This window comes from Acinetobacter sp. SwsAc5, from assembly GCF_013391485.1.
GTDB lineage: Bacteria > Pseudomonadota > Gammaproteobacteria > Pseudomonadales > Moraxellaceae > Acinetobacter > Acinetobacter towneri.
Window position 1 is genome coordinate 55,630 of sequence record NZ_JACAXD010000002.1, and the last position, 22,561, is coordinate 78,190.

Consider the following 22,561-nt stretch of genomic DNA (forward strand, 5'->3'; position numbering starts at 1 on the left):
ACACCAATTTATTTGATTTTTTCATCAGTGAAAAGACTTGAAACATCATACATGATTTTCTGTACTATTATATCAAGCGGTCACATTTCTTAATAAAACTAAACGAAGTTAATCACGCATGGAAAAAAATGAACATTTGTTGAGGAGTCGTCGCTTTTTGCCGACGTTTCTCACTCAATTTTTTGGCGCACTCAATGATAACGTGTATAAACAAGCGCTGCTTTTAGTCTTTACCTATGGTCTGATTAGCCAGCAATCTGCAAATGTCAGCACCTTGAATAATTTAGCAGCCTTGTTGTTTATTTTGCCGTATTTTATTTTTTCTGCCACCGCAGGACAATTAGCAGACAAGTATGAACGTGCCCAATTGGTGCGTGCCATCAAACTGCTTGAAATTGTCATCATGCTGATTGGTACCGTTGGTTTTATTTTAGGAAATTTGTGGCTATTGCTGATTGCCTTATTTTTAATGGGCGCACAATCGACCTTTTTTGGCCCAATCAAATATGCCATTTTGCCTGAAGTACTCAAACCGCATGAACTGATGTCGGGCAATGCAATTTTCCAGTCAGGTACATCCATTGCAATTTTATTGGGGATGATTTTAGGCGGTGCAGTGATTTCGGTATCTGCAGGCAATTTAGTCTGGATTAGCTTAACTGTGGTGATTATTGCACTAATTGGTTATGCCTCAAGTCGTTTTGTGCTGACGCAGCGCGTCACGGCACCCGACATTCAAATTGACTGGAATTTTTTCCGTACCAGTTTCCAGACTTTAAAATATGCCAAAAGCCTGCCGATGATTTTTTTGATCTTACTTGGAAACTCTTGGTATTGGTTTTATGGGGCAACGTATTTAACCCAAATTCCACAACTCACTCAACAAAACTTGCATGCTTCTGAAAACGTGGTGAGTTTATTACTGACGCTCTTTTCTGTCGGTATCGGTGTGGGTTCTTTGCTCTGCCGTAAAATAGGCGGTACAGACGTTAATATTAAAATGGTGCCTATTGGCGCAGTCGGTTTAACCGTCTTTGCTTTTTATTTGGCAGGCGCATTGGCTTTTGTACCAGAAAAAACAGGTGCGCTATTGGGCTTAGCCGAAGTCTTTCAGCAAGACTGGAGTTATTATCATGTCATGTGCGCAGTCACTTTACTCGGCATTAGTGGCGGTTTTTACATTGTACCCTTATATGCCATGATGCAAGCCTATTCCCCTCGCTCGCACCGCGCACGTGTGGTCGCAGCCAACAATATTTTAAATGCGGTATTTATGGTGTCATCTGCCATTTTTTCGATTTTAATTTTAAGCATTTTAAAAATTGATTTAAAAATTTTATTTAGTATTACGGCTGTTTTAAGTGCTGTTTTCACCTTTTGGCTCTTGTTAAAGCTCAAGCCAATGTTAGATACTGCACAGGACTCTTTGGAGGATTAATTTCATGCGTCATTACACAGGCATCGACAAGTTTATTCATTCATTTGACCAAGCCTTACGTAGTTTAGTACCTGGCACAACTTCGGCTCAACGTGAAAACCCGGGCAATACGGTTGAAACCAAATTGGCTGTGAGTGAAGCACGTCATGTTGCAGGCTTAATGCGAGTAAACCATAGTGGTGAAGTCTGTGCACAAGCCTTATATCACGGTCAGGCTTTAACTGCGAAATTGCCCAATGTACGTCGTGAAATGGAACAGGCTGCAATTGAAGAACAAGACCATTTGGCGTGGTGCGAAGACCGCTTAAAAGAGTTAGACAGTCACACCAGTTTGCTTAATCCTGTATGGTATGGCTTGTCTTTTGGGATGGGTGCAATTGCAGGTATTGCGGGCGATAAATACAGTTTGGGTTTTGTGGCAGAAACTGAACGTCAAGTCAGCTTGCATTTAGAACATCATATTAGCCAATTGCCTGAACAAGATGATCGTTCACGTAAAATTCTAGTCCAAATGAATGAAGATGAATTGCATCATCGCGATACGGCGCTCAAAGCAGGTGGTGTAGATTTGCCTGTACCTGTACGTTTGACCATGACTGCGATTTCCAAGCTCATGACCAAGACCAGTTATTATATTTAATGAATTGATAACACTTAAACGCTCACAATTGTGGGCGTTTTTTTATGTCATTGGAATAGAAAACATCTCGATTAAAACGATCAAAAAATAACAGAGAAAGAGCCGATTTTGAGTTATCCCAAGATTTATCCGCAGATTTTGTGGATATTTTTTAAGTGCAAAGCCGTATAAATACAGAAAAATATTGTTTTTGATGGTTTTTCATACAAATATATCAGAAAGATATGACACGGTGATGTTAACCGAAACGAGATCACAGATCACAGCCAAAATTTAAAGATGTGTAGTACGAATCTACCCCTTTTATTGGCTGATTTATTCTTCACAACTCACAATTGGGTAGTCATGTTCTGGATGCACAAAAGCCTCATCTTGCCAAATATCCCACATTGGAATTTTAACATCTAAAGCCAGTGGCAGTTTTTTCGGATTGAATTGCATTTGAGCTAAATTTTCACCCCACGCAATAATATCAATATCCAGCGGAATATCATGCGATGGACGCACACGCCCTGCTGCAACTTCCAATTCCTTAAGGATGACGTTTAGATGCTCAAAGCTTAAACGGCTTTTTAGCAAACAAGCAGAATTCCAATAGTCTGCACCAATTCCATCACGGCATGGAATCAGATAAATGTGCGAAAAATGCACTTCACCCAATGCAGCAATTTGCTGATAGGCATTTTTAAACTGACGCGGTGCTTCGCAGTTACTCGCCAGAGCGAGGGCAAAAATCGTTTCGGTGGCGTTCAAGACGAATTCCTACAGAATTGGCTTCTGGAATAATGGCAGGTTTGCGAATGGTGATGGTAATGGATTCAATGGCGGCAAAAGTCGTAAAAAGTGCATCCAATACCAATTGTGCGGCATGCTCAATCAATTTGGGCGCAGCCTGCTGAATCACTTGCGCTGAAATGCTGCAAATTTCTGCATAATTGAGCGTGTCTTGCAACTCATCTGAAGCTGCAGCTTGGCTTAAATTGGTGGCAATAATCAAATCCAACATGAGTGGTTGTTGAATTTGACGCTCCCATGCAAAACAGCCGACGACTGTTTCTACCTTTAAGCCTTCAATGATAATTGCATCCATGACCACACTCTATATTTCATTTTAAATCCTTCTATCTCTGTCTATTGAAAGGCATATTTGCCGTATTTTAAAGCCACATTGAACTCATAAAACAAAAGATCGGTGGCTTTAAAATATGCAACCAGAAGGCTTGATTCGCCCAATATGGATAATTAATGCTTTAACAACAAATTCGGATCAATACTTTGTACCATCTGCAGTCGTTGATCGGCATAAATATCGGTATAAGGTGCTAAAACGCGCATGAAACGGTCAAAGTACAACATTTGCTTGAACAGTAAAGCAAAGTCACGTGGGAAACGAATCCCATGACGCTCACCCACAGCAACCATATCAAGCATGATGTCATTTAAATCTGCAGGGTTAGAAGTCAGCAATTCTTGAGGATCAGCCAGCAATACGCCACTAAATAAACGCTCTAAATCTGCTGCCAAAACCTGAGTATCAATTTGCGTGTCAGTCATGCCCATTTTGAGCATATTTTCCGCCATAAGCGTGTAGTTGGTATTTTGCAAGGCATCCATAAAGGCCATACAAGCAGTCCACACTTCAGGATTTAGCTGTCCGACAATACCAAAATCAATAAAGCCGACACGCCCATCTTCAAGCAACATCAGGTTGCCTGCGTGTAAATCGGCATGGAAACTGTTACACATCATCAAGCTACCAAACCATGTATTCATGGCAGTAATCAACACTTGCGATGGATCGTTAGATACTTGTTTCACCACGTCAAAATCGGTCAAAGGTACGCCATACAAACGCTGCATGGTCAATACGCGACGGGTGGAATATTGATGATAGACCTTAGGTGCAGTGGCTTTTGTATTTTGGGTTAAATTCAGATAATTAATAAAATCATCTAGGTTACGTGCTTCTTCAATAAAGTCGACTTCACGCACCATACGGGTTTTGATTTCTTCGACAATATCGGCCAATGACGCAAATTTGACTTTAGGTACAGCTTTTTCGAGCAGTTTAGTCGCCCAGTGCAAGACGTTTAAATCGGTATAGAGAATAGTTTCTACACCCGGTTTTTGCACTTTAATCACCACATCTTCTCCACTTACCAATTTTGCAGCATGCACTTGTGCGATAGATGCTGAAGCTAAAGGCTTTTCATCTATTGAGGCAAATATTTCATCTAAATTGCGCCCTGCAAATTCAGATGCCAATACTTGCTGCACATAGCTAAACGGTAAAGTTGGAGTTTGGTCTAAACAACCTTGAAACTCTTCGACATATTCACGCGGGAACAATGACGGTGTACTGGCAATAAACTGCCCAAGTTTAATGTAGGTTGAACCTAAAGATTCAAATGTTTCGCGCATGAGTTTGGCATTACTTGGCTTTTCAGTGGCATATTTAATGCCTGCTTTGGCTGCCACTACGGCAGTTTCACCCATGCGAGCAACTGAACGTAAACCATCTAACCAGATATTATTTTTCATCATGTCTGAGTCATATTAAAGTAGTGAGAGTTTAACAAAAAATTGCCAAGTAAAAAGGCTATCTTGCCTGACAAACTGGACAGTTGTGGTCTTGATCAAACGACAATAAGCGTTGTTTCATGCTTAAACCATCCCAAAGTAATAGCTTTTGTTTCAGCGCGGTGTTGCCTAAACCCAAGTACAATAAGGCATGATGCGCTTGTAAACTGGCCATGACGTTGGGAGTGGTTGCCAATACGCCACTGTCAGCGCAGCGCAAACTCTCATTGGCATGTTGTTCTTTCGGGAACAGACATTCATAGCAAGCAGAATCACCTTCGACCATGAACATTTGCCCTTGAAAACCAATGGCAGAGGCACTGAGTAAAGGTACATTCAATTGTCGGCAATATTGATTGACCAAATATCGGGTACTGAAATTATCACAACCATCTAAAACTAGGTCTTGTTGGGCAACTAAAGTGCCTGCATTTTGCGCATCTAACAGCGTGGTTAAACAAACAATCTCGATATAAGGATTAATTTGCATTAATCTTTTTGCGAGAATTTCGGCTTTATAAAAGCCTAAATCTGCGGGGGTATAGGCGATTTGTCGTTGCAAATTACTGGTTTCAATCACATCAGCATCAATCAGAGTGATTTTACCTACGCCTGCACGCGCTAGTAATTCTGCGCTTAAACAGCCAATCCCGCCACACCCCACAACAAGTACGTTGGCCAGTTTTAATTTTTCTTGGGCTTCAATATCCCAGCCATCCAATAAAATTTGTCGGCTATATAGATGCATTTCTGCATCGCTCAATTCCAACTGAGTATCGAATATGCTTTCCAAGAAAATGCCCTATTCTGCAAAACCAAAACGCCAAGTATAACGGTTATTCAAAGCAAACCTCCATGACGGCGGTTGAATTGTTGCGTATTTGCACAGATGGGAGATGTGCAACGACTTGCTTAAAAGTGCATCCGCATGCCTACGTTATAAGTAACGCCATCGGCATCGCCTATATATTCGTTATAATAAGCAATTCCACCATTCCAATAACATGCCGTATTCCCGACTTTGTCTGAGGTTGTCCCATCTTTACAGGTGGTATTCGAGGTGCTGTCATATAACCATTTATAACCGGCAGTGGCGTAAATCGAGAAATCAGGAACAAAGTTCAAACCGACTTCTACGCCCACAGGTAAAGTGACAAAATTGACATCATTGGCAAGCAGCTTTGAACTTGCGCCGCTATAACCTAGACCTGCGTATGTATTGAAATAAAAACCATGATAGCTGATCAGGTTTAAATTCCCGCCCATATTGAATTCATAATAATCCAAATCGTATTCATTGTTTTTTAAGAATTCCAATCTGCCATAAAAACCTGAGCGATGTGGCGTGGTGGAAACACCCAAAGCAAAACCATCTAGTTCTACTGTATCGCCACTGTCAAAATCTGCTTCAAAATTGGCGTATTCGGCAAAGACTGCATAATTTTTTTGTGGCGTTTTTGCTGCTGGATAGCTGGAATAGGCTGTACTTTCAGCAGTTGGCGCTGGGTTCCAGTTTTGTGCATAACTGCCAGAGGCACACAACAGTAAAGCTGCGCCCATCCATATCGACTTCGTAAATATCCGCTTTGACGGCTGCGTGAAATTTAAATGAGCTGTTACCATGATGTTCTCCCCCAATATGTATTGCGCTGCCTACATGCTTTTATCGTAATCGAAGTACATGCAGCCTTGTTCATTGTGTCAGCATAAAGTTGAAAATATCACATCACCAATATGATGCACACATTTTCTATCGATTGAGTTCGTGCTTGCATAATCGGGTGGTTTAAATAAAGAATACAGATTTAAAAAAACGCCAATCTGTATGAATGGCGTTTTTCTTATGGCGCAATAATTAACAGGGCCTATTGGCTGAATTTAGCTCACTTTTTTAAAAGCATTTTGTTTTGCAATTTCTTGTTGCTTCAATAAATTACGCTGAATTTTTCCACTGGATGTTTTAGGCAAACTGCTGACAAATTCAATTTCTTTAGGATAGGCATGTTTCGATAAGCGTGAACGCACATACTGTTGCAGCTTTTCCTGCAATGCAGTGCTTGGTTGATATTGATTTTTTAACACCACAAAGGCTTTTACCACTTCTGTACGCTCTGGGTCTGGCTTACCAATTACTGCGGATTCAAGCACTTCCTCACATTCAAGCAAAGTACTTTCTACATCAAAAGGCCCGACACGATAACCCGAAGTTGTAATGACATCGTCTGCACGACCAATAAAATCAATCCCACCAAATTCATTTAAACGTACCGTATCACCCGTTAAATAATACTGTCCCACAAATGATTTACGGTCATCCCCATCGTAACCTTTGAACCACATTAAAGGCGATTGTGATTCATCCAGTGCAAGTGTGCCAATTTCGCCGTGAGCGACTTCCTGATGCTGTGCATTTAAAACCGCGAAACGATGTCCGGGAATAGCATAACCCGCAGAACCTACTTTTTTCTGATGTTCCAGTGCATGATGATTGGCAATCACCATCCCCAATTCGGTTTGTCCATATTGATCATAAATATTGACTTGTAAATCATGCTTAAACCAATGAATCACTTCTGGTGTGAGCGGCTCGCCTGCACTGCTAACCACACGCAGATGTCGTTGAATATCACCATCAAACTTTTCTTTAAAACCAAAGAACATTCTAAATGCGGTTGGTGAACCTGTTAAATTACTCACCTGATATTTACGGATAATTTCCAGTGCATGATCAACACTAAATGGACGTTCATCCATAATAATGCTATGCCCCAAACTCAGTGGCCCTGTAATACCGTAATACAAGCCATAAGCCCAACCAGGGTCGGCTAAATTCCAAAATGAATCTTCTGCTCTTAAATCGACTGCATGCTGCATATAACCTTTAAATGCCACAATGGCTTTTAAAGGCACAGGTACAGATTTAGCTAAACCCGTAGTGCCTGATGTAAACATCATCAGAAAATCATCTTCAAAACTGCGATACACGGTTTCAAAGTAAGTGTCTTGAGTGCTTAGAACTTGCCAAAAATCTGTATCATGGTTTTGAGCTTGATTTGCTGCGTCCACAGTTAAAATTTTCACATTAGACAAGGCATTTAGTTTTGGACGCTGCTCAGTATTGGTCACAATGAGCTGCGTCTTTGCAGTTTGAATACGGTGCTCAATCGCTTTAGATTCAAAGGCTGTAAATAAAGGCTGATACACTGCCCCAATGCGCCATGTGGCAAAAACCGTAATTAACAATTCAGGCGTACGCGGCAATAATCCTGCAATACAATCACCTGCTTTTAAGCCCAGTTGAGTAAAATAATTTGCCAATTTTCCAGATGCTTCTGCCAGTTGATCAAATGTCCACGATGCAGTTTGACCGTGTTTGCCTTCCCAAATTAAGGCAGTTTGTTGAGTACCCGTATAGCGTCCGCAACATTCTTCATAGGCATTAAGTGCCGTTGGCGTTCCTGCCAATTGGGTTTGAATCAGTTGCTCAATATCAAACTGTTGATATGCCTCTTGCAAAGTTTTCATTCTTTTAAGCTCCGTCTTAAACTGATGACACTGCAATTCATTTGCAGCAATATGCGTTATTGTTTTAACCGTTTTTACAAGTTAGGATTGAATCGCTCTTTAAAATTTAAATTAGGTTTGCTGTGTTGAAGTCGATCATGCAACGCAATCACGACATGATCTTCGCGTATTTTTCAATCAAGTTAGCTAAACATGATTTGAACATTTTCTCAATTTCCACATCCTGCAATAACCTTGCAAGCTTTGGACACCGACTAAAGTTTTAGATACTCAGCTTTAACGCTTAGTCACTTCACGTGCAATCACCAAACGCTGAATATCGGATGCACCTTCATAAATTTGGCTAACGCGCACATCGCGGTAAATACGTTCAACTGGAAAATCAGATACATAGCCATAGCCCCCATGTATTTGAATCGCATCTGAACACACACGCTCTGCCATGGTTGAAGCAAAAAGCTTGGCCATAGATGCTTCTTTTAAACACGGTAAGCCTGCATCTTTGAGGCTTGCGGCATGTAGAATAAGCTGTCGTGCAGCTTCAATCTGTGTTGCCATATCTGCCAAGCGAAACGCGACTGCCTGATGTTGCACAATTTCAACTCCAAAAGCTTTACGCTCATTGGCATAGTCCACGGCTGCATCTAAAGCTGCTCGCGCCATACCCACCGATTGCGCGGCAATACCAATACGCCCCGACTCTAAATTAGAGAGTGCAATTTTGTAGCCTTCACCTTCTTGCCCCAATAGGTTTTCTGCAGGAATACGGCAGTTTTCCAACACGATGGTGGCGGTATCGGAACAGTGCTGTCCCATTTTGTCTTCTAAACGTGCCACGATATAACCTGGTGTGTTCGTCGGGACTAAAAAGCAGGAAATGCCTTTTTTACCCGCAGTTTTGTCCGTTACAGCAAAAACTAAAGCAACATCTGCATATTTGCCTGTGGTGATAAACTGCTTGGTGCCATTTAAAACCCAATCCTCTCCATCTTTTTCAGCTTTACATTCAATCGCGCTGGCATCAGAGCCGACTTGTGGTTCAGTTAAACAAAAGCAGCCTAACCATTCGCCTGTTGCCAGTTTAGTTAAATATTTTTGTTTTTGCGCCTCTGTGCCGTAGCGTTGTGTAATTCCGCATGGCAATGAGTTTTGCACACTCACAATCGTTGAAATTGCACCATCACCCGCAGCAATTTCTTCTAAGGCTAAAACGAGAGATACATAATCTAAACCTGCACCGCCCCATTCTTCTGCAACGGTCATGCCCAAAGCACCTAGCTCACCCAGTTCTTTTAACTCCTTTGCAGGGAATTCAGCAGTTTTATCACGTGCCGCTGCAGTTGGTTTAAGCTTTTCCTGTGCATAACTGCGCAGCATATCCTGAATCATTTTTTGTTCATGGCTTAAAATCATGGTGACCCTCTGTTTATATGGTAGATGTTGTTTTTGTCAGGAATGCGCGCAACATCCTTGTTCTGTATTGCAACGGTTTTTTAGTATCCAGTTTTTCAATACTTGAATTTTTGCTTAGGCTATTTTATGGATATAACATCGTCATAACTTATTTCGGTTGCATACGAATTGCGCCATCCAAACGAATCACTTCACCGTTTAAATAACCATTTTCAAAAATATGACCCACCAATTGCGCAAATTCTTCAGGCTTTGCCAAACGTGGTGGAAATGGCACCATTTGCCCTAAAGCATCTTGCACATGCTGTGGAAATGCTTTCAGCATCGGGGTTTCCATAATACCGGGGGCAATCGTCATCACCCGAATGGCTTCACGTGCCAATTCACGTGCCAAAGGCAGCGTCATCCCCACAATTGCACCTTTCGATGCAGAATACGCACTTTGTCCAATCTGCCCATCAAATGCTGCAACCGAAGCAGTATTCACAATCACACCACGCTCTTCTTCATCGGCGGCTAAGTCATATTTCGCCATCAGTTGTGCCGCAAAACGGATCATATTAAAACTGCCCGTGACATTAATATTCAGCACTTTTTGGAACATTGCCAAATCATGCAAACCATCACGTCCCAAGACTTTAGCAGACGGTGCAATGCCTGCACAATTCACCAAGCCATTTAACTGTCCGTATTTTTGCTCAATATGGTTAAAAAGCTGCTGTACTTGGTTTTCATCGGTCACGTCTACAGCTACGAAGTCTGCATTTTCGCCCAATTGCTGTTGAAGCTGCTGCCCAAGTTCTTGATTCATATCAACCAAAATAACTTTTGCACCTTGCGCAACTAAATGTTGTGCAGTCGCAGCGCCTAAACCCGATGCACCACCCGTGACCACACAGACTTTTCCTTGAATTTTCATTTTATTTTCCTTATAAATTTTCAGGTTGATACAACTTAAGAAACAGATTAATCACACTCAAGCTAGAGTACAATTTCCAAACCCTGCATCGACTATGATGTATTTGAACACTCAACTTGTAAATGGAATACCACGCCATCCCATGAATGCAACTCAGCTCACTTACAGCAAAGGTACAATTTCAATTGCTTTAGTCCATGAAGCTTTGCATACTGCACAGCAACGCGGTATGGATACGCATGCGATTTTGCAGACGGCGGGTATTCCTGCAGAGCTGTTACATTCCAACAAAGCGAGGGTGTCAATTCTGCAATATGGTCAATTGTGGATTGCACTGGCAGATGCCATGAACGATGAATTTTTTGGCATGGACAGCCATGCTATGCGTCGTGGCAGTTATCAACTCTTGTCTAAATGGGTGTACCAAGCAGAGCATTTAAAGGCCGCATTACAGGACATTTTAAACTTCTTTAATTTAATACTGGATGATTTTTCAGGTGAATTAAACGTAGATGGTGAATATGCAATCTTAACCATTCACGATAAAGATCAAGTGAAACCGATGTTTAGTTATGCCACTTATTTAATGCTGATTCATGGCTTGATGTGCTGGCTGACAGGACAACGTATCGCTATTTTAAACATGCAACTCAAATGTGCTGCCCCGCAGGATGATGCTGATTATCGTGTCCGTTTCTGTGATGAAATTGAATATGCGTGTACAGCGCATAAGATTTATTTTGAGGCAAAACATCTTGATTTAAAAATCAAGCAGGATAAAAAAAGTTGGAAACGCTTTTTAAAACAAACACCTTTTAACCTTTTGGTGCGTTATAAAAACCCACATGCGCTGAGTCATAAAATCCGTAAACAATTAATGCGATTGCCGCCGAGTGAGTGGTTAGAACTGAACGAATTAACCCAACATTTCAATATGTCTGAAGCGACGTTCCAACGGCGTTTAAAGCAGGAAGGCACCAGCTATCAGCAATTAAAAAATGAAATCCGTCGAGATACGGCAATTGAATTGTTGAGCAAAACCCAACAATCACTTCAGGAAATTAGCGATCAATTAAATTTCCATGATCCTAGCGCTTTTCATCGTGCCTTTAAAAAATGGACTGGGGTCAATCCTGGTGCATATCGACAATATACCGAAAGCTCATAATTGAAAGCTCATAATTGCGTGACTTATCAGCTACTACTCAGCCACTATTTTGTGTATTTTACAAACAACTTAATTATAAAAGAAAACTCATCGCTGTGATTTCAAGGTTGAGCAGTGAACTGGACGTTCATCGGCACTGCATTGTCAAAGTATTAAATTTAGTTTACTTTTCAATCAATTTAAAGCATAAATTTTATGCAATTCGGCTGTCATACTCCCCCTGTAATATTAAATGTACGAGCATCTTTGGAGGTTTCCCCATGCTTAAGATGATGGATGTACTTGAACACAATCTAGTTCAAAATTTCTCTCACTCCCTCAACCAAGCTTCTGACCAATTAGATGAATTACTCAATCAAAGTATTCTAAATACCTCAGAAGAACAGTTACGCAATGTCATGTCTGCGTTTTTCAAACGTGAAGATGCACTTGAAGCAGCGCAAGCCCTAGATATTTGCCAAGAAGATTTACAATCTTTACAAGCAGGTTTAGCACTCAAAGATGAACACCTGTGCGATACCGCTAAAATTGTTGCACTATGTTTAGCTTTAGAAACAGACAGTTTGGCACAAGTTGAAATTCCAGACTGTTTGCAAGATTACCCGATGTAAGCTAAAACTTTGAGCATTCAGTTGCTGAAAGTATTTAAAAAGTGATGTCTTCATGGCATCACTTTTTTATTGGCTGTTGCAATAATAAATAAGAAAAATTGACTTTAAGCCGCTTGCTGCTTTTTGAATCAAAAGCTAGCTATCATCTTGCCAAGCGTTGTTTGTCTATGAAACACTAAGGACAGCTTCAAGGATGCATCAAGATGATTATTCGCAATAAAAACAACAGTTTTACCCTACTGTTTGCATGGTATGGGACAATTTTACCCACGGTCTTACCTGCACTTGCAATTGTGGTCTTCCTTTCTACGGTCTTAGTGTATTTGTCTTCTCACCACTTTTTTCAAGTGCCGAGCGTACCAGCCATTGGCTTTACCATTTTCGGTATTATTTTGTCTATTTTCCTCAGTTTTAGAAATAACGCCAGTTATGAACGTTGGTGGGAAGGTCGAAAATTGTGGGGGACGTTAATTGCAACATCACGGCATATTTCACGTGACTCATACGTACTGCCAGATCAACAGCGTCGGGTCTTGATGTATCGGGTCATGTTGTTTAGTAATTTATTGCGTAACCGTTTACGCAATCAAAACCAACCTATCGATTTTTATCAAAACAAAGTCAACCTCACATCTGCAGATTATGAAGCATTATTTCCGCATATTAATGCCGCACAGTTTATTTTAGAAAGCATTCAAAAAGAGTTAGTCAGCGCACTGAAAACAGGTGAAATTTCCGATATTATTTATCAAGGCTTGAATCAACATATTGTTGAATTGGGTAATGTGCAAGCAGGTTGCGATCGAATTCTCAGCACACCCTTGCCTTTTTCTTATTCAGTCTTGTTGCACCGCACTGTGTATTGCTTCTGCTTTATTCTGCCTTTTAGTTTAGAAGCAAGTTTAGGAATCTGGACACCAATTTTGGTGGGTTTAATTGCCTATTTATTCTTAGGTTTAGATGCTCTCAGCGAACAACTTGAAGAACCTTTTGGCCTGCAAGACAATGATTTACCGCTCAACTCCATGGTGCGATTAATTGAACGGGAAATGCTGAGTTCACTTGGCGAAGAACTGCCACCTGCAATTTTGGCAGTGAAAGGCAACCTAAGCTGACATCAGTTGAGTTGAGGCTCATAAATTGGTCTTGCACTTAAACTTTGCTAATCATTCGTCTATGTTTGCAAGCTGATAAATAGATCTCACAAGATTTTTAACTGATATAACACATCAGCCAGCAAGCCATTGTGCTAAAGTCACCCGATCATTGCCTGCATAATCTTTGACTGTACGAATGTCAGAAAAACCGTGTTCTGCAAAAATCGCTTGCACTGCTAAAGCTTGGTCATAGCCATGCTCTAGTGCAATCCATCCATTTGCTTTCAGCCAGTGCTTACCCTGCGAAATAATCTGCAGAATATCTGCCAAACCCTGATCTGCTGCCACCAATGCACGTTCAGGCTCTGCTGCCAAAGCAGACATGTGTGCATCATTAGCATCTATATACGGCGGATTAGATACAATTAAATCAAAACGTGGCTCGGCTGCTGAACCCAATGCCTCAAACCATGCACCACGGGCAAATTGCACCTGATTTAAAGCATGCTTGCTTGCATTTTCTTGAGCAACTGCAAGCGTTGGCAGGTAAATATCGGTTGCGGTTACCTGCCAATCTGGACGTTCAGATGCTAAAGCCAAAGCAATCGCCCCTGTACCTGTGCCTAAATCGACAATTACAGCATCACGTTGTAATGACAAAGCCAACACAGTTTCGACCAAAACCTCGGTATCAGGACGTGGCACCAAAGTATCGTGCGTGACTTTTAAATCCAGTGTCCAAAATGGCTGTGAACCTGTGATATACGCCAAAGGCTCGCCTGCTGCTATACGTGCCAAAGCCTGCACATACATCTGCTCTTGCGCGGCACTCAATTCCTGATCTGCACGATATTTTAATTCAAGCGCACTGAGTCCTAAAAAATGCTCTAACAACCAAATATTTTCTTGACGCTCATAGCTATCGACTTCACCACGTAGCGCCAAGGCTTGCGCAATATTCATTAACCACCGTTTTGTTGAGCAAGCATCGCCAACTGATCTGCCTGATATTCACGATGCAGACTATCTAGTAGTTCAGTTAAATCACCTTCCATCACCGCATCCAACTTATATAAAGTCAGGTTAATACGATGATCTGTCATACGTCCTTGCGGATAGTTATAGGTACGAATACGCTCAGAACGGTCACCCGAACCCACCAAATCACGACGCATTTCTGAAGTTGCTGCATCTGCTGCAGCACGTTTGGCATTTTCCAAACGTGATGCCAACAACGCCATCGCTTTCGCTTTGTTTTTATGCTGTGAACGCTCTTCCTGACATTCCACCACAGTACCCGTCGGAATGTGGGTTATACGCACTGCAGAGTCGGTTTTGTTAACGTGCTGACCACCCGCACCCGAAGCACGATAGGTATCGATACGCAAATCGGCAGGGTTAATATCTACCGTGGTGTCTACATCTACTTCAGGTAAAATTGCCACAGTACACGCTGATGTATGCACACGACCTTGCGATTCAGTCGCAGGAACACGTTGCACACGATGCGCACCACTTTCAAACTTCAAACGGCCATACACGCCTTCGCCATTCACCAAGCAAATGACTTCTTTATATCCGCCGTGTTCACCTTCATTTTCAGATAAAATTTCGATTCTCCAGCCCTGACTTTCGGCATATTTGCTATACATGCGGAATAAGTCACCCGAGAAAATCGCGGCTTCATCGCCACCTGTCCCTGCGCGAATCTCCAAATAAGCCGAGTTGGCATCATTCGGGTCTTTTGGAATCATTAAAATATTTAAGTCAGCTTCAAGTTGCTGAATCAGCGCTTTATTGTCTTTAATTTCTTCTTGCGCCATTTCCTTAAAGTCAGGATCAGACAACATTGCTTCGGCTGTTTCAATATCGGCTTCGGCTTGTGTGTATTGTGACCACACTGCCGTAATTTCGTCTAAATCACTGTGTTCACGTGATAATTGACGAAAACGCTTGTTATCTGAAATCACTTCAACATCTGCCAACAAAGCAGTCAATTCTTCATGGCGGTCAGAAAGCTGATCTAATCGTAAACGTAACGATTCTTTCATTGTTTAAAAAATCTCAATGCAAAGGCTGTTACATGCAACACGCAGCACAGCGAAATAAAAAATTGCGCATAGTTTACCGATTCTACCACCCAAATAACATCATTATTAAGTCTGTACGATGTTTGAAATGCCTATCTGCAGATGTTCTAGCAGTATTTCTGCTTGATGATGCTGTGCATTGCGGTGAATGTACAACTCACCAAGTACCGCAATTAGCATCCGCATTTGGACATTTTTTTAGCAATTTTAATCAAACTCATACAAAGCCCACACCAAAGAACACCAATCTCGTCTGCACTCTCCACATTTTAAAAGCGGCGCTTTGTTAAATTGAGCCCATCAAAATTGATCATAAATAAGTCCTATAAATGGACATGGAGTTCAACATGAAACTTAATGCAATGTTAATGACAGCAGCTTTAGCCACAGCTTCAATGCTCAGTGCCAACGTTTATGCAGACAATACTACGCGCGTTGCCGCAGCCAGTGCTTTAGGCAGTGTTGCAGGTACAGCTATTGGTAAAAATATGGGTGGTACTACGGGTGCAACACTAGGCGCTGCCTTAGGCGGTGCTGGTGGTGCAGCCGTGGCGAGTGATAAGCGTCATCGTACTGAATCTGCAATTGGTGGTGCTTTGGGTGGTGGTGCGGGTTATACCGTAGGTAAAAATATGGGCGGTACCAATGGTGGTTATATTGGTTCAGCTTTAGGTGCAGCAGGTGGTGCAGCACTCGGCAATAAAATCTCGAAAGATAAAGAATATGACCGCTATCAAGAACGTAAATGGAAGAAAAAACGCAACCGTCGTTAATCTTGAACGATAGGCATAGAGCAGCAAAAAAGCATCAACACAGGTTTGATGCTTTTTTATAGGATTAATTTTTCTTCATATATCAGTTCAAAAAAACGACCATAATCAATATCAAGAAATTTAGCAGTGCAATTACAAAGTCTTTACCAAACTTTGCAGATTTACCTCATTGCCCTTCACGATCTTTGCCATCTGTTTCTATATCTTCATTACAAAACATATTAATCAATATTTGGAGCATCCGCATGAAACTTAATCGTATTTTATTGGGTAGCGTTATCGCAAGTTCTGCCTTGCTTATGAGTACTGCGCATGCAAACGATACACGTGTTGCCGTAAGTTCTGCCTTGGGTGGTGCTGTCGGAGCAGCAATTGGTCAACAAATGGGTGGACAAACAGGCGCGATGATTGGTTCAGCCATTGGTGGTGCGGGCGGTGCTGCAGCTTCTGCCAATAAACGTGACCGTAACGGTGCCATGATTGGTGCTGCCTTGGGCGGTGCAGGTGGATATAGCGTTGGTCGCAATATGGCAGGCAACAATGGTGGCTATGTCGGTGCAGGACTCGGCTCTGCAGGTGGTGCAGTATTAGGTCAAAAAGTTAGTGAAGACCGTCGTGATGATCGTTATGACCGCCGCTATGATAGCCGTGGCTATCGCTACAATGACTACCGTTATAATGACCGTTACCGCAAAGACAATGGCTTACATTTAGGTCACTATAAAAATGGTAAACGTCGTTAATTTCTCACGATACTTCTAACAATCAGCACCTTCGGGTGCTTTTTGTTTGCTGACTACTTGCTTGGATAAATGTTTTTTTATAAAGCGTGCTTTTTGGATGAATGTCGCGCGTTGTTAAATGGCAATATCTCATGACTCGCCCATATATCGAAAATTTTCGATATACAAAATCAGTGCAGCATCGTATGATAAAACTCTCTTTATCAAGCTGGAATAAATGATGCGTTCCCTGCAAGACACAAAATTTGCCATTCTTGAACTCGCACCTGTACGTGATGATCAATCAGTACAGTTTTCGCTGCATCATGCACTTGAATTAGCACAACATGCAGAACAACTCGGCTATGACCGTTTGTGGTTGGCGGAACATCATAATATGGATGGCATTGCCAGCTCAGCAACCGCAGTTCTTTTGGGTTATTTATTAGCAAATACGCAAAAAATTAAACTCGGTTCTGGCGGTATTATGCTCCCCAACCACGCACCGTTAGTGGTCGCTGAACAGTTTGGAACTTTAGCGACTTTATATCCTAACCGTATTGAACTCGGTTTAGGTCGCGCACCAGGTACAGATCAAGTGACCATGCGCGCACTGCGTCGTGGGCGTCAGGAAACTGAAGATCAATTTCCGCAAGATGTTTTAGAAATTTTGCATTATTTTAAAGATGCAGAACCACAACAACGTATTGTTGCCACACCAGGACAAGGGACACACGTTCCAGTATGGTTGCTTGGTTCAAGTTTATTTAGCGCACAACTTGCTGCAAAATTAGGACTACCCTACTCATTTGCCTCACACTTCGCCCCGCGTATGCTTGCTCAAGCCATTCAGTTATATCGTGACAATTTTGAGCCTTCAGAATATTTAGAGCGGCCTTATGTGTCTATGGGTGTGCCAACAGTGGTTGCAGATACCGACCAAGAAGCAGAATTTTTGGCGACTAGTGCCTATCAGCGTGTTTTAGGTTTAATGCGTGGACAAAGCCTAAAACTCAAAGCTCCAGTCGAAAGTATGGATGGCTTATGGTCACCTGCAGAAAAAATGTCAGTTGATAGTTTTTATGCCATGGCGCAAATTGGCTCAAAGGCGACTGTCAAAGCAGGATTGGAAAACTTATTGGCGAAGTATGATGTCGATGAGTTTATTTTTACCTGTGACATCTATGACACAGAAAAACGCTTACATAACTTTGATTTGCTCATGCAAATGAAGTTAGATACTTAATTAGCTCCGACCTTGTAGTTCTATTGAGCTACAAGGTTTCATCAATTAAAAACATTTAAAATAAATAACTTAAATCCGTTTTCTTGTTCTCTTTCGCTTAAATCTCAGTAATCTCAGTTGAATTAATTTTCAATCTTTAGGAATGACTGGCTCGCCTGCACAAAAGACTTTACCAAACAGTACTGCCCCAACAAAATAGAGTAAATGTTCTAATTTATAAAATGAATATATCAAGAGATTCAGCATGGTCAGTCCTAAACACGACGTACATAGACACGCTTTTCAAAACTGCTTGGCAGATTTTCAAGAATTCCAAGGCGAATGCATTCCTGCAACTGAAATCAAACAGCATGACTTCACAGGTTTACGCGTTGCAGTTATTGGTGCAAATCAGGACAGCGTGGCACAACTCGATAGAATTTGTCAGCAAGCAACATCTGTTCAAGTCTTTCAAATTGCACCGCATTTTGTCCTGCCAAGTACAGAACGTGGCATCCATCGCCTAATTAGCCATCCTTTGGTGTTTAAAAATCGACGTTTGTTTAATAACCGCGTCAAAAATATTTTGGCTTTACGCTTTTTAGATGCTCAAGTCAAAGACACGTGGCTTAAACGTCAACTCACACCAAACATTGCAGATACACATCAACGCTATTTTAAATCTGATCATTATTATTCAGCTTTACAACGCGAAAATTGCCATTTGATTACTTGGCCAATTGTCAAAGTCTGTGCACATAGCGTGCATAGTATTGATGGACAAGAACATCCAATTGATACCATTATCACTACATTTTAAGTCACACTAAAAGCATTATCATTTAAATAAATAGTAGCTTGATTTTTATTCTATTTAAATCCAATAAAAAAGAGCCAAAATAAAATTTTGGCTCTTTTAATACATATAGTTTCATTAACCAATACGACGTTTTAAACCTGTCATTTGTAAAACACGTGTTGAAATTTCTTCAATCGACATTTCTGAAACATTTAAATATTTAATCCCTTCTGAAATATAAATACCTTCAATCGCACGCAATTCCATTTGGCATTGATTAAAACTTGCATAACGGCTATTGGCTTTACGTTCAGTACGAATTGCCACAAGGCGTTCAGCATCAATCATCAAGCCAAATAACTTATGTTTATGCGGCTTTAATACGGCTGGCAAACGGTTGTCATCGAGGTCTTCTTCAGTCAATGGATAGTTCGCCACACGAATCCCGAACTGTAAAGAAAGGTAGATGGAAGTTGGCGTTTTACCCGAACGCGACACCCCAATCAGAATCAGATCGGCCTTGTCGTAATGACGTGTACGTGCGCCATCATCGTTATCTAAGGCAAAATGCACCGCATCAATACGTGCCTTGTAAGATTCAGAATCTGTTACGGCATGCGTCTGCCCGACCAAAGTGGTTGGTGGTGTTCCTAACTCTTCAGAAAGCTTACTAATTAAGCCTTCAAATACATCTAAATTAATTGCTTTGGCAGTGTTGATAATGTCACGCACATATTGGTCAACCAAGGTATCAAACACCAAAGGTAATTGACCATCAATTTGTGCTCGGGCATTAATCTCTGCCACCACATTCATAGCCGCTTCTTCAGACGTAATATAAGGATGAATATGAATATCAAAGTCCACATTTGGAAATTGCGCTAAGAGTGAATGTCCAAGGGTTTCAGCCGTAATTGCAGTTCCATCGGAAATAAAAAAAACACTCCGCTTAATTTGTTTACCATCTGACATTAAAATTCTCCTTAAACATTTGTCTTAGTGCTATATAATCTTTATAGTAAACCGATCTTACATGACTGTCGCTTAGTAAAACCAAATTGCTAAGTAGATTTATTATAATTTCATGACAAGATAGTGATTAATACTGCAAAAGTGGAGTAACAACTTTGGAAGCGCGCGTAATTGGTCTGGAAAAATTAGGGAAACACGATGTTGAGCTCGTGGGTGGGAAAAACTCATCTTTGGGCGAAATGATCAGCCACTTATCTAATGCTGGTGTATCGGTACCAGGTGGCTTTGCAACAACAGCTGCTGCTTATCGTGAATTTCTCGAGCAAAGTGGCCTAAACGCTAAAATTCAAGCAGAGCTAAAAACACTCAATGTAGATGACGTGAATGCGCTTGCTGAAACTGGTGCAAAAATTCGTCAATGGATTGTCGACACTCCGCTTACTGCATCACTAGAACAAGAAATCCGAGTTGCTTTTGAAGCACTCTCTAACGGCAACCCAAACATCGCGGTTGCCGTTCGTTCATCTGCAACTGCAGAAGATCTACCAGACGCATCTTTCGCAGGTCAGCAAGAAACATTCCTAAACATCCGTGGCATTGACAACGTATTAATTGCCATTAAAGAAGTTTTTGCATCTTTGTACAACGACCGCGCGATTTCTTACCGTGTACACCAAAACTTTGACCACGATGTCGTTGCTTTGTCTGCAGGCGTACAACGTATGGTACGTTCAGAAACTGGCGCTGCTGGTGTAATGTTTACCCTAGATACAGAATCTGGTTTCCGTGATGCTGTATTCATTACTGCTTCTTATGGTTTGGGTGAAATGGTGGTTCAGGGTGCAGTTAACCCAGATGAATTCTATATTTCTAAGCCTTTATTAAAAGCAGGCAAACACTCAGTTTTACGTCGTAACCTTGGCTCTAAACACCAAAAAATGATTTATGGTGAAGAAGGCGCGGCTGGTAAATCTGTAGTTGTGGTCGATGTTGAAAAACAAGATCGCCAACAGTTCTCTTTAAATGATCACGAACTGCAAGAATTAGCGAAACAAGCGTTAATTATTGAAGAACATTATCAAGCGCCTATGGATATTGAATGGGCAAAAGATGGTAATGACGGTCAAATCTACATCGTTCAAGCACGTCCTGAAACTGTAAAAAGCCGTGAAAACGTCGGTACTATGGAACGCTACCTATTGAAACAAAAAGGTACGGTCATTTGTGAAGGTCGTTCAATTGGTCAGCGTATCGGTTCTGGTAGAGTCCGCGTTGTAACGTCTATTAAAGAAATGGACAAAGTTCAGGAAGGTGACGTTCTTGTTTCAGACATGACTGATCCAGACTGGGAACCAGTGATGAAACGTGCTGCTGCAATTGTCACTAACCGCGGTGGTCGTACTTGTCACGCTGCAATTATTGCCCGTGAATTAGGCGTACCTGCAATTGTAGGTTGTGGTAATGCAACTGAAGTTTTGACTGATGGTCAGGAAGTTACAGTTTCTTGCGCCGAAGGCGACACAGGTTTCATTTATGAAGGTGCTTTAGATTTTGAAGTTCAAAAGAACTCAATCGAATCTATGCCTAAACTTCCGTTCAAAATCATGATGAACGTTGGTAACCCAGACCGCGCATTTGACTTTGCTCAAATTCCAAACGAAGGGATTGGTCTTGCACGTTTAGAATTCATCATCAACCGTATGATTGGTGTGCATCCTAAAGCATTGCTTAATATTGACAGCTTACCACGTGAAACACGTGCAGCAGTTATGGCGCGTACTGCGGGCTATTCATCGCCAATCGAATTCTATGTAGAAAAATTGGTTGAAGGTATTTCTACCCTTGCTGCTGCATTCGCTGACAAACCAGTGATTGTGCGTATGTCTGACTTCAAATCAAACGAATACGCAAACTTAATTGGTGGTAAGTTATATGAGCCAGAAGAAGAAAACCCAATGTTGGGCTTCCGTGGTGCAAGTCGTTATGTGTCTGACAATTTCCGTGACTGCTTCGAGCTTGAATGTCGTGCCTTGAAAAAAGTACGTGACGAAATGGGCTTAACCAACGTACAAATTATGATTCCATTTGTACGTACCGTTGCTGAAGCAAAACGTGTGATCGAATTGCTTGCGCTGAATGGTTTAAAACGTGGTGAAAATGGTCTGAAAGTGATCATGATGTGTGAATTACCAACCAACGCATTGTTGGCTGAACAATTCCTTGAGCACTTCGATGGTTTCTCTATCGGCTCAAATGACTTAACTCAGTTAACACTTGGTTTAGACCGTGACTCAGGCATTGTTTCTCACCTGTTCGATGAACGTGACCCTGCAGTGAAAGCATTACTTTCTATGGCAATTCACGCATGCCGTAAAGCAGGTAAATATGTCGGTATCTGTGGTCAAGGCCCTTCAGATCACCCTGACCTTGCACGTTGGTTAATGGAACAAGGTATTGAATCTGTATCTTTAAACCCAGACTCAGTTTTAGACACTTGGTTCTTCCTTTCTGAAGAAAAAGCTCAACAAGCGTAGTAAAACGTGTTAAAAGAAAACCCATGCACCTGCGTGGGTTTTTTTTCAAATTCAT

Annotated in this window: 21 protein-coding genes; 10 read left to right on the forward strand and 11 right to left on the reverse strand. The window is 41.4% G+C overall.

The annotated features are described in order from the left end of the window. Positions 1-118 precede the first annotated feature (118 nt). Together HYG89_RS01440 and coq7 are read left to right on the forward strand one after the other, a co-directional pair. Positions 119-1,438: an MFS transporter gene (locus tag HYG89_RS01440; protein ID WP_178865765.1), complete on the forward strand. Its 1,320-nt coding sequence runs from the start codon at positions 119-121 to the stop codon at positions 1,436-1,438. A 4-nt stretch (positions 1,439-1,442) separates the two neighbouring features. Then, a complete protein-coding gene (coq7, locus tag HYG89_RS01445) occupies positions 1,443-2,078 on the forward strand; it encodes a 2-polyprenyl-3-methyl-6-methoxy-1,4-benzoquinone monooxygenase (RefSeq protein WP_004973212.1) in 636 nt (211 codons plus the stop codon). A gap of 315 nt (positions 2,079-2,393) precedes the next feature. Here the strand turns inward: coq7 and HYG89_RS01450 are convergent, their stop codons facing one another. The 8 genes from HYG89_RS01450 to HYG89_RS01485 all read right to left on the reverse strand — a co-directional run bounded on the left by HYG89_RS01450 (position 2,394) and on the right by HYG89_RS01485 (position 10,515). Beyond that, positions 2,394-2,831: a 2-amino-4-hydroxy-6-hydroxymethyldihydropteridine diphosphokinase gene (locus HYG89_RS01450; RefSeq protein WP_178318661.1), complete on the reverse strand. Its 438-nt coding sequence runs from the start codon at positions 2,829-2,831 to the stop codon at positions 2,394-2,396. Continuing rightward, positions 2,788-3,168 carry a dihydroneopterin aldolase gene (gene folB, locus HYG89_RS01455; RefSeq protein ID WP_004973210.1) on the reverse strand — a complete coding sequence of 127 codons (381 nt, stop codon included), beginning with the start codon at positions 3,166-3,168 and terminating at the stop codon, positions 2,788-2,790. Before folB ends, HYG89_RS01450 begins: the two co-directional genes overlap by 44 nt. Before the next feature lie 152 nt (positions 3,169-3,320). Beyond that, positions 3,321-4,619, reverse strand: coding sequence for an AarF/ABC1/UbiB kinase family protein (locus HYG89_RS01460; RefSeq protein WP_178865885.1), 1,299 nt, complete (start codon positions 4,617-4,619; stop codon positions 3,321-3,323). Positions 4,620-4,677: 58 nt separating this feature from the next. Beyond that, positions 4,678-5,406 (reverse strand): HesA/MoeB/ThiF family protein, encoded by a 729-nt coding sequence (locus HYG89_RS01465; protein ID WP_096900943.1) that lies wholly within the window; start codon positions 5,404-5,406, stop codon positions 4,678-4,680. Positions 5,407-5,570: 164 nt separating this feature from the next. Beyond that, complete coding sequence (locus HYG89_RS01470) at positions 5,571-6,281, reverse strand: hypothetical protein (protein ID WP_004973205.1); 711 nt, start codon at positions 6,279-6,281, stop codon at positions 5,571-5,573. 255 nt (positions 6,282-6,536) lie between these two features. After that, a complete protein-coding gene (locus tag HYG89_RS01475) occupies positions 6,537-8,183 on the reverse strand; it encodes an AMP-binding protein (RefSeq protein WP_131260808.1) in 1,647 nt (548 codons plus the stop codon). Between the two features lie 276 nt (positions 8,184-8,459). Continuing rightward, positions 8,460-9,596: an acyl-CoA dehydrogenase family protein gene (locus HYG89_RS01480; RefSeq protein ID WP_004973203.1), complete on the reverse strand. Its 1,137-nt coding sequence runs from the start codon at positions 9,594-9,596 to the stop codon at positions 8,460-8,462. Between the two features lie 148 nt (positions 9,597-9,744). Beyond that, positions 9,745-10,515 (reverse strand): 3-hydroxyacyl-CoA dehydrogenase, encoded by a 771-nt coding sequence (locus HYG89_RS01485; protein WP_004973201.1) that lies wholly within the window; start codon positions 10,513-10,515, stop codon positions 9,745-9,747. A 142-nt stretch (positions 10,516-10,657) separates the two neighbouring features. On the opposite strand from HYG89_RS01485, the gene HYG89_RS01490 reads away from it, so the two are divergent. The 3 genes from HYG89_RS01490 (at position 10,658) to HYG89_RS01500 (ending at position 13,409) form a co-directional block, all read left to right on the forward strand. Continuing rightward, on the forward strand, positions 10,658-11,683 hold the full coding sequence (locus HYG89_RS01490; RefSeq protein WP_178865887.1) for an AraC family transcriptional regulator: 1,026 nt from the start codon (positions 10,658-10,660) through the stop codon (positions 11,681-11,683). 260 nt (positions 11,684-11,943) lie between these two features. Continuing rightward, the gene (locus tag HYG89_RS01495; protein WP_104852119.1) at positions 11,944-12,294 is read left to right on the forward strand and encodes a hypothetical protein; all 351 of its coding nucleotides are present in this window, start codon (positions 11,944-11,946) and stop codon (positions 12,292-12,294) included. Between the two features lie 203 nt (positions 12,295-12,497). Further along, complete coding sequence (locus HYG89_RS01500; protein WP_004973196.1) at positions 12,498-13,409, forward strand: bestrophin family protein; 912 nt, start codon at positions 12,498-12,500, stop codon at positions 13,407-13,409. 114 nt (positions 13,410-13,523) lie between these two features. On the opposite strand, the gene prmC is transcribed toward HYG89_RS01500, so the two are convergent. After that, positions 13,524-14,354, reverse strand: a complete 831-nt coding sequence (gene prmC / locus HYG89_RS01505; RefSeq protein WP_167846066.1) for a peptide chain release factor N(5)-glutamine methyltransferase — start codon at positions 14,352-14,354, stop codon at positions 13,524-13,526. Beyond that, positions 14,354-15,442, reverse strand: a complete 1,089-nt coding sequence (prfA, locus tag HYG89_RS01510) for a peptide chain release factor 1 (RefSeq protein ID WP_004973192.1) — start codon at positions 15,440-15,442, stop codon at positions 14,354-14,356. The genes prmC and prfA overlap by 1 nt, the downstream gene beginning before the upstream one ends. Before the next feature lie 386 nt (positions 15,443-15,828). On the opposite strand from prfA, the gene HYG89_RS01515 reads away from it, so the two are divergent. The 4 genes from HYG89_RS01515 (at position 15,829) to HYG89_RS01530 (ending at position 19,021) form a co-directional block, all read left to right on the forward strand. Continuing rightward, positions 15,829-16,254 (forward strand): glycine zipper 2TM domain-containing protein, encoded by a 426-nt coding sequence (locus tag HYG89_RS01515; RefSeq protein ID WP_004973189.1) that lies wholly within the window; start codon positions 15,829-15,831, stop codon positions 16,252-16,254. A gap of 245 nt (positions 16,255-16,499) precedes the next feature. Then, positions 16,500-16,997 carry a hypothetical protein gene (locus HYG89_RS01520; RefSeq protein WP_004973185.1) on the forward strand — a complete coding sequence of 166 codons (498 nt, stop codon included), beginning with the start codon at positions 16,500-16,502 and terminating at the stop codon, positions 16,995-16,997. A gap of 220 nt (positions 16,998-17,217) precedes the next feature. Beyond that, on the forward strand, positions 17,218-18,222 hold the full coding sequence (locus HYG89_RS01525) for an LLM class flavin-dependent oxidoreductase (protein ID WP_178865889.1): 1,005 nt from the start codon (positions 17,218-17,220) through the stop codon (positions 18,220-18,222). A 244-nt stretch (positions 18,223-18,466) separates the two neighbouring features. After that, positions 18,467-19,021, forward strand: coding sequence for a hypothetical protein (locus tag HYG89_RS01530; RefSeq protein WP_004973179.1), 555 nt, complete (start codon positions 18,467-18,469; stop codon positions 19,019-19,021). A gap of 114 nt (positions 19,022-19,135) precedes the next feature. Here HYG89_RS01530 and HYG89_RS01535 read toward each other — a convergent pair whose 3' ends face one another. Beyond that, positions 19,136-19,972, reverse strand: a complete 837-nt coding sequence (locus HYG89_RS01535; RefSeq protein ID WP_004973178.1) for a pyruvate, water dikinase regulatory protein — start codon at positions 19,970-19,972, stop codon at positions 19,136-19,138. Between the two features lie 155 nt (positions 19,973-20,127). On the opposite strand from HYG89_RS01535, the gene ppsA reads away from it, so the two are divergent. After that, complete coding sequence (ppsA, locus tag HYG89_RS01540) at positions 20,128-22,506, forward strand: phosphoenolpyruvate synthase (RefSeq protein ID WP_178865767.1); 2,379 nt, start codon at positions 20,128-20,130, stop codon at positions 22,504-22,506. The last annotated feature ends 55 nt before the right edge of the window (positions 22,507-22,561 follow it).

What these genes read in the sequence shown, in the direction of transcription:
- HYG89_RS01520 (WP_004973185.1), top strand. Translation starts at nt 16,500, where the DNA reads ATGAAACTTAATCGTATTTTATTGGGTAGCGTTATCGCAAGTTCTGCC.
- folB (WP_004973210.1), bottom strand. Translation starts at nt 3,168, where the DNA reads ATGGATGCAATTATCATTGAAGGCTTAAAGGTAGAAACAGTCGTCGGC.
- prmC (WP_167846066.1), bottom strand. Translation starts at nt 14,354, where the DNA reads ATGAATATTGCGCAAGCCTTGGCGCTACGTGGTGAAGTCGATAGCTAT.
- HYG89_RS01535 (WP_004973178.1), bottom strand. Translation starts at nt 19,972, where the DNA reads ATGTCAGATGGTAAACAAATTAAGCGGAGTGTTTTTTTTATTTCCGAT.
- coq7 (WP_004973212.1), top strand. Translation starts at nt 1,443, where the DNA reads ATGCGTCATTACACAGGCATCGACAAGTTTATTCATTCATTTGACCAA.
- HYG89_RS01480 (WP_004973203.1), bottom strand. Translation starts at nt 9,596, where the DNA reads ATGATTTTAAGCCATGAACAAAAAATGATTCAGGATATGCTGCGCAGT.
- prfA (WP_004973192.1), bottom strand. Translation starts at nt 15,442, where the DNA reads ATGAAAGAATCGTTACGTTTACGATTAGATCAGCTTTCTGACCGCCAT.
- HYG89_RS01530 (WP_004973179.1), top strand. Translation starts at nt 18,467, where the DNA reads ATGGTCAGTCCTAAACACGACGTACATAGACACGCTTTTCAAAACTGC.
- HYG89_RS01475 (WP_131260808.1), bottom strand. Translation starts at nt 8,183, where the DNA reads ATGAAAACTTTGCAAGAGGCATATCAACAGTTTGATATTGAGCAACTG.
- HYG89_RS01460 (WP_178865885.1), bottom strand. Translation starts at nt 4,619, where the DNA reads ATGAAAAATAATATCTGGTTAGATGGTTTACGTTCAGTTGCTCGCATG.
- HYG89_RS01500 (WP_004973196.1), top strand. Translation starts at nt 12,498, where the DNA reads ATGATTATTCGCAATAAAAACAACAGTTTTACCCTACTGTTTGCATGG.
- HYG89_RS01485 (WP_004973201.1), bottom strand. Translation starts at nt 10,515, where the DNA reads ATGAAAATTCAAGGAAAAGTCTGTGTGGTCACGGGTGGTGCATCGGGT.
- HYG89_RS01470 (WP_004973205.1), bottom strand. Translation starts at nt 6,281, where the DNA reads ATGGTAACAGCTCATTTAAATTTCACGCAGCCGTCAAAGCGGATATTT.
- HYG89_RS01440 (WP_178865765.1), top strand. Translation starts at nt 119, where the DNA reads ATGGAAAAAAATGAACATTTGTTGAGGAGTCGTCGCTTTTTGCCGACG.
- HYG89_RS01515 (WP_004973189.1), top strand. Translation starts at nt 15,829, where the DNA reads ATGAAACTTAATGCAATGTTAATGACAGCAGCTTTAGCCACAGCTTCA.
- HYG89_RS01525 (WP_178865889.1), top strand. Translation starts at nt 17,218, where the DNA reads ATGCGTTCCCTGCAAGACACAAAATTTGCCATTCTTGAACTCGCACCT.
- HYG89_RS01465 (WP_096900943.1), bottom strand. Translation starts at nt 5,406, where the DNA reads ATGCATCTATATAGCCGACAAATTTTATTGGATGGCTGGGATATTGAA.
- HYG89_RS01490 (WP_178865887.1), top strand. Translation starts at nt 10,658, where the DNA reads ATGAATGCAACTCAGCTCACTTACAGCAAAGGTACAATTTCAATTGCT.
- HYG89_RS01495 (WP_104852119.1), top strand. Translation starts at nt 11,944, where the DNA reads ATGCTTAAGATGATGGATGTACTTGAACACAATCTAGTTCAAAATTTC.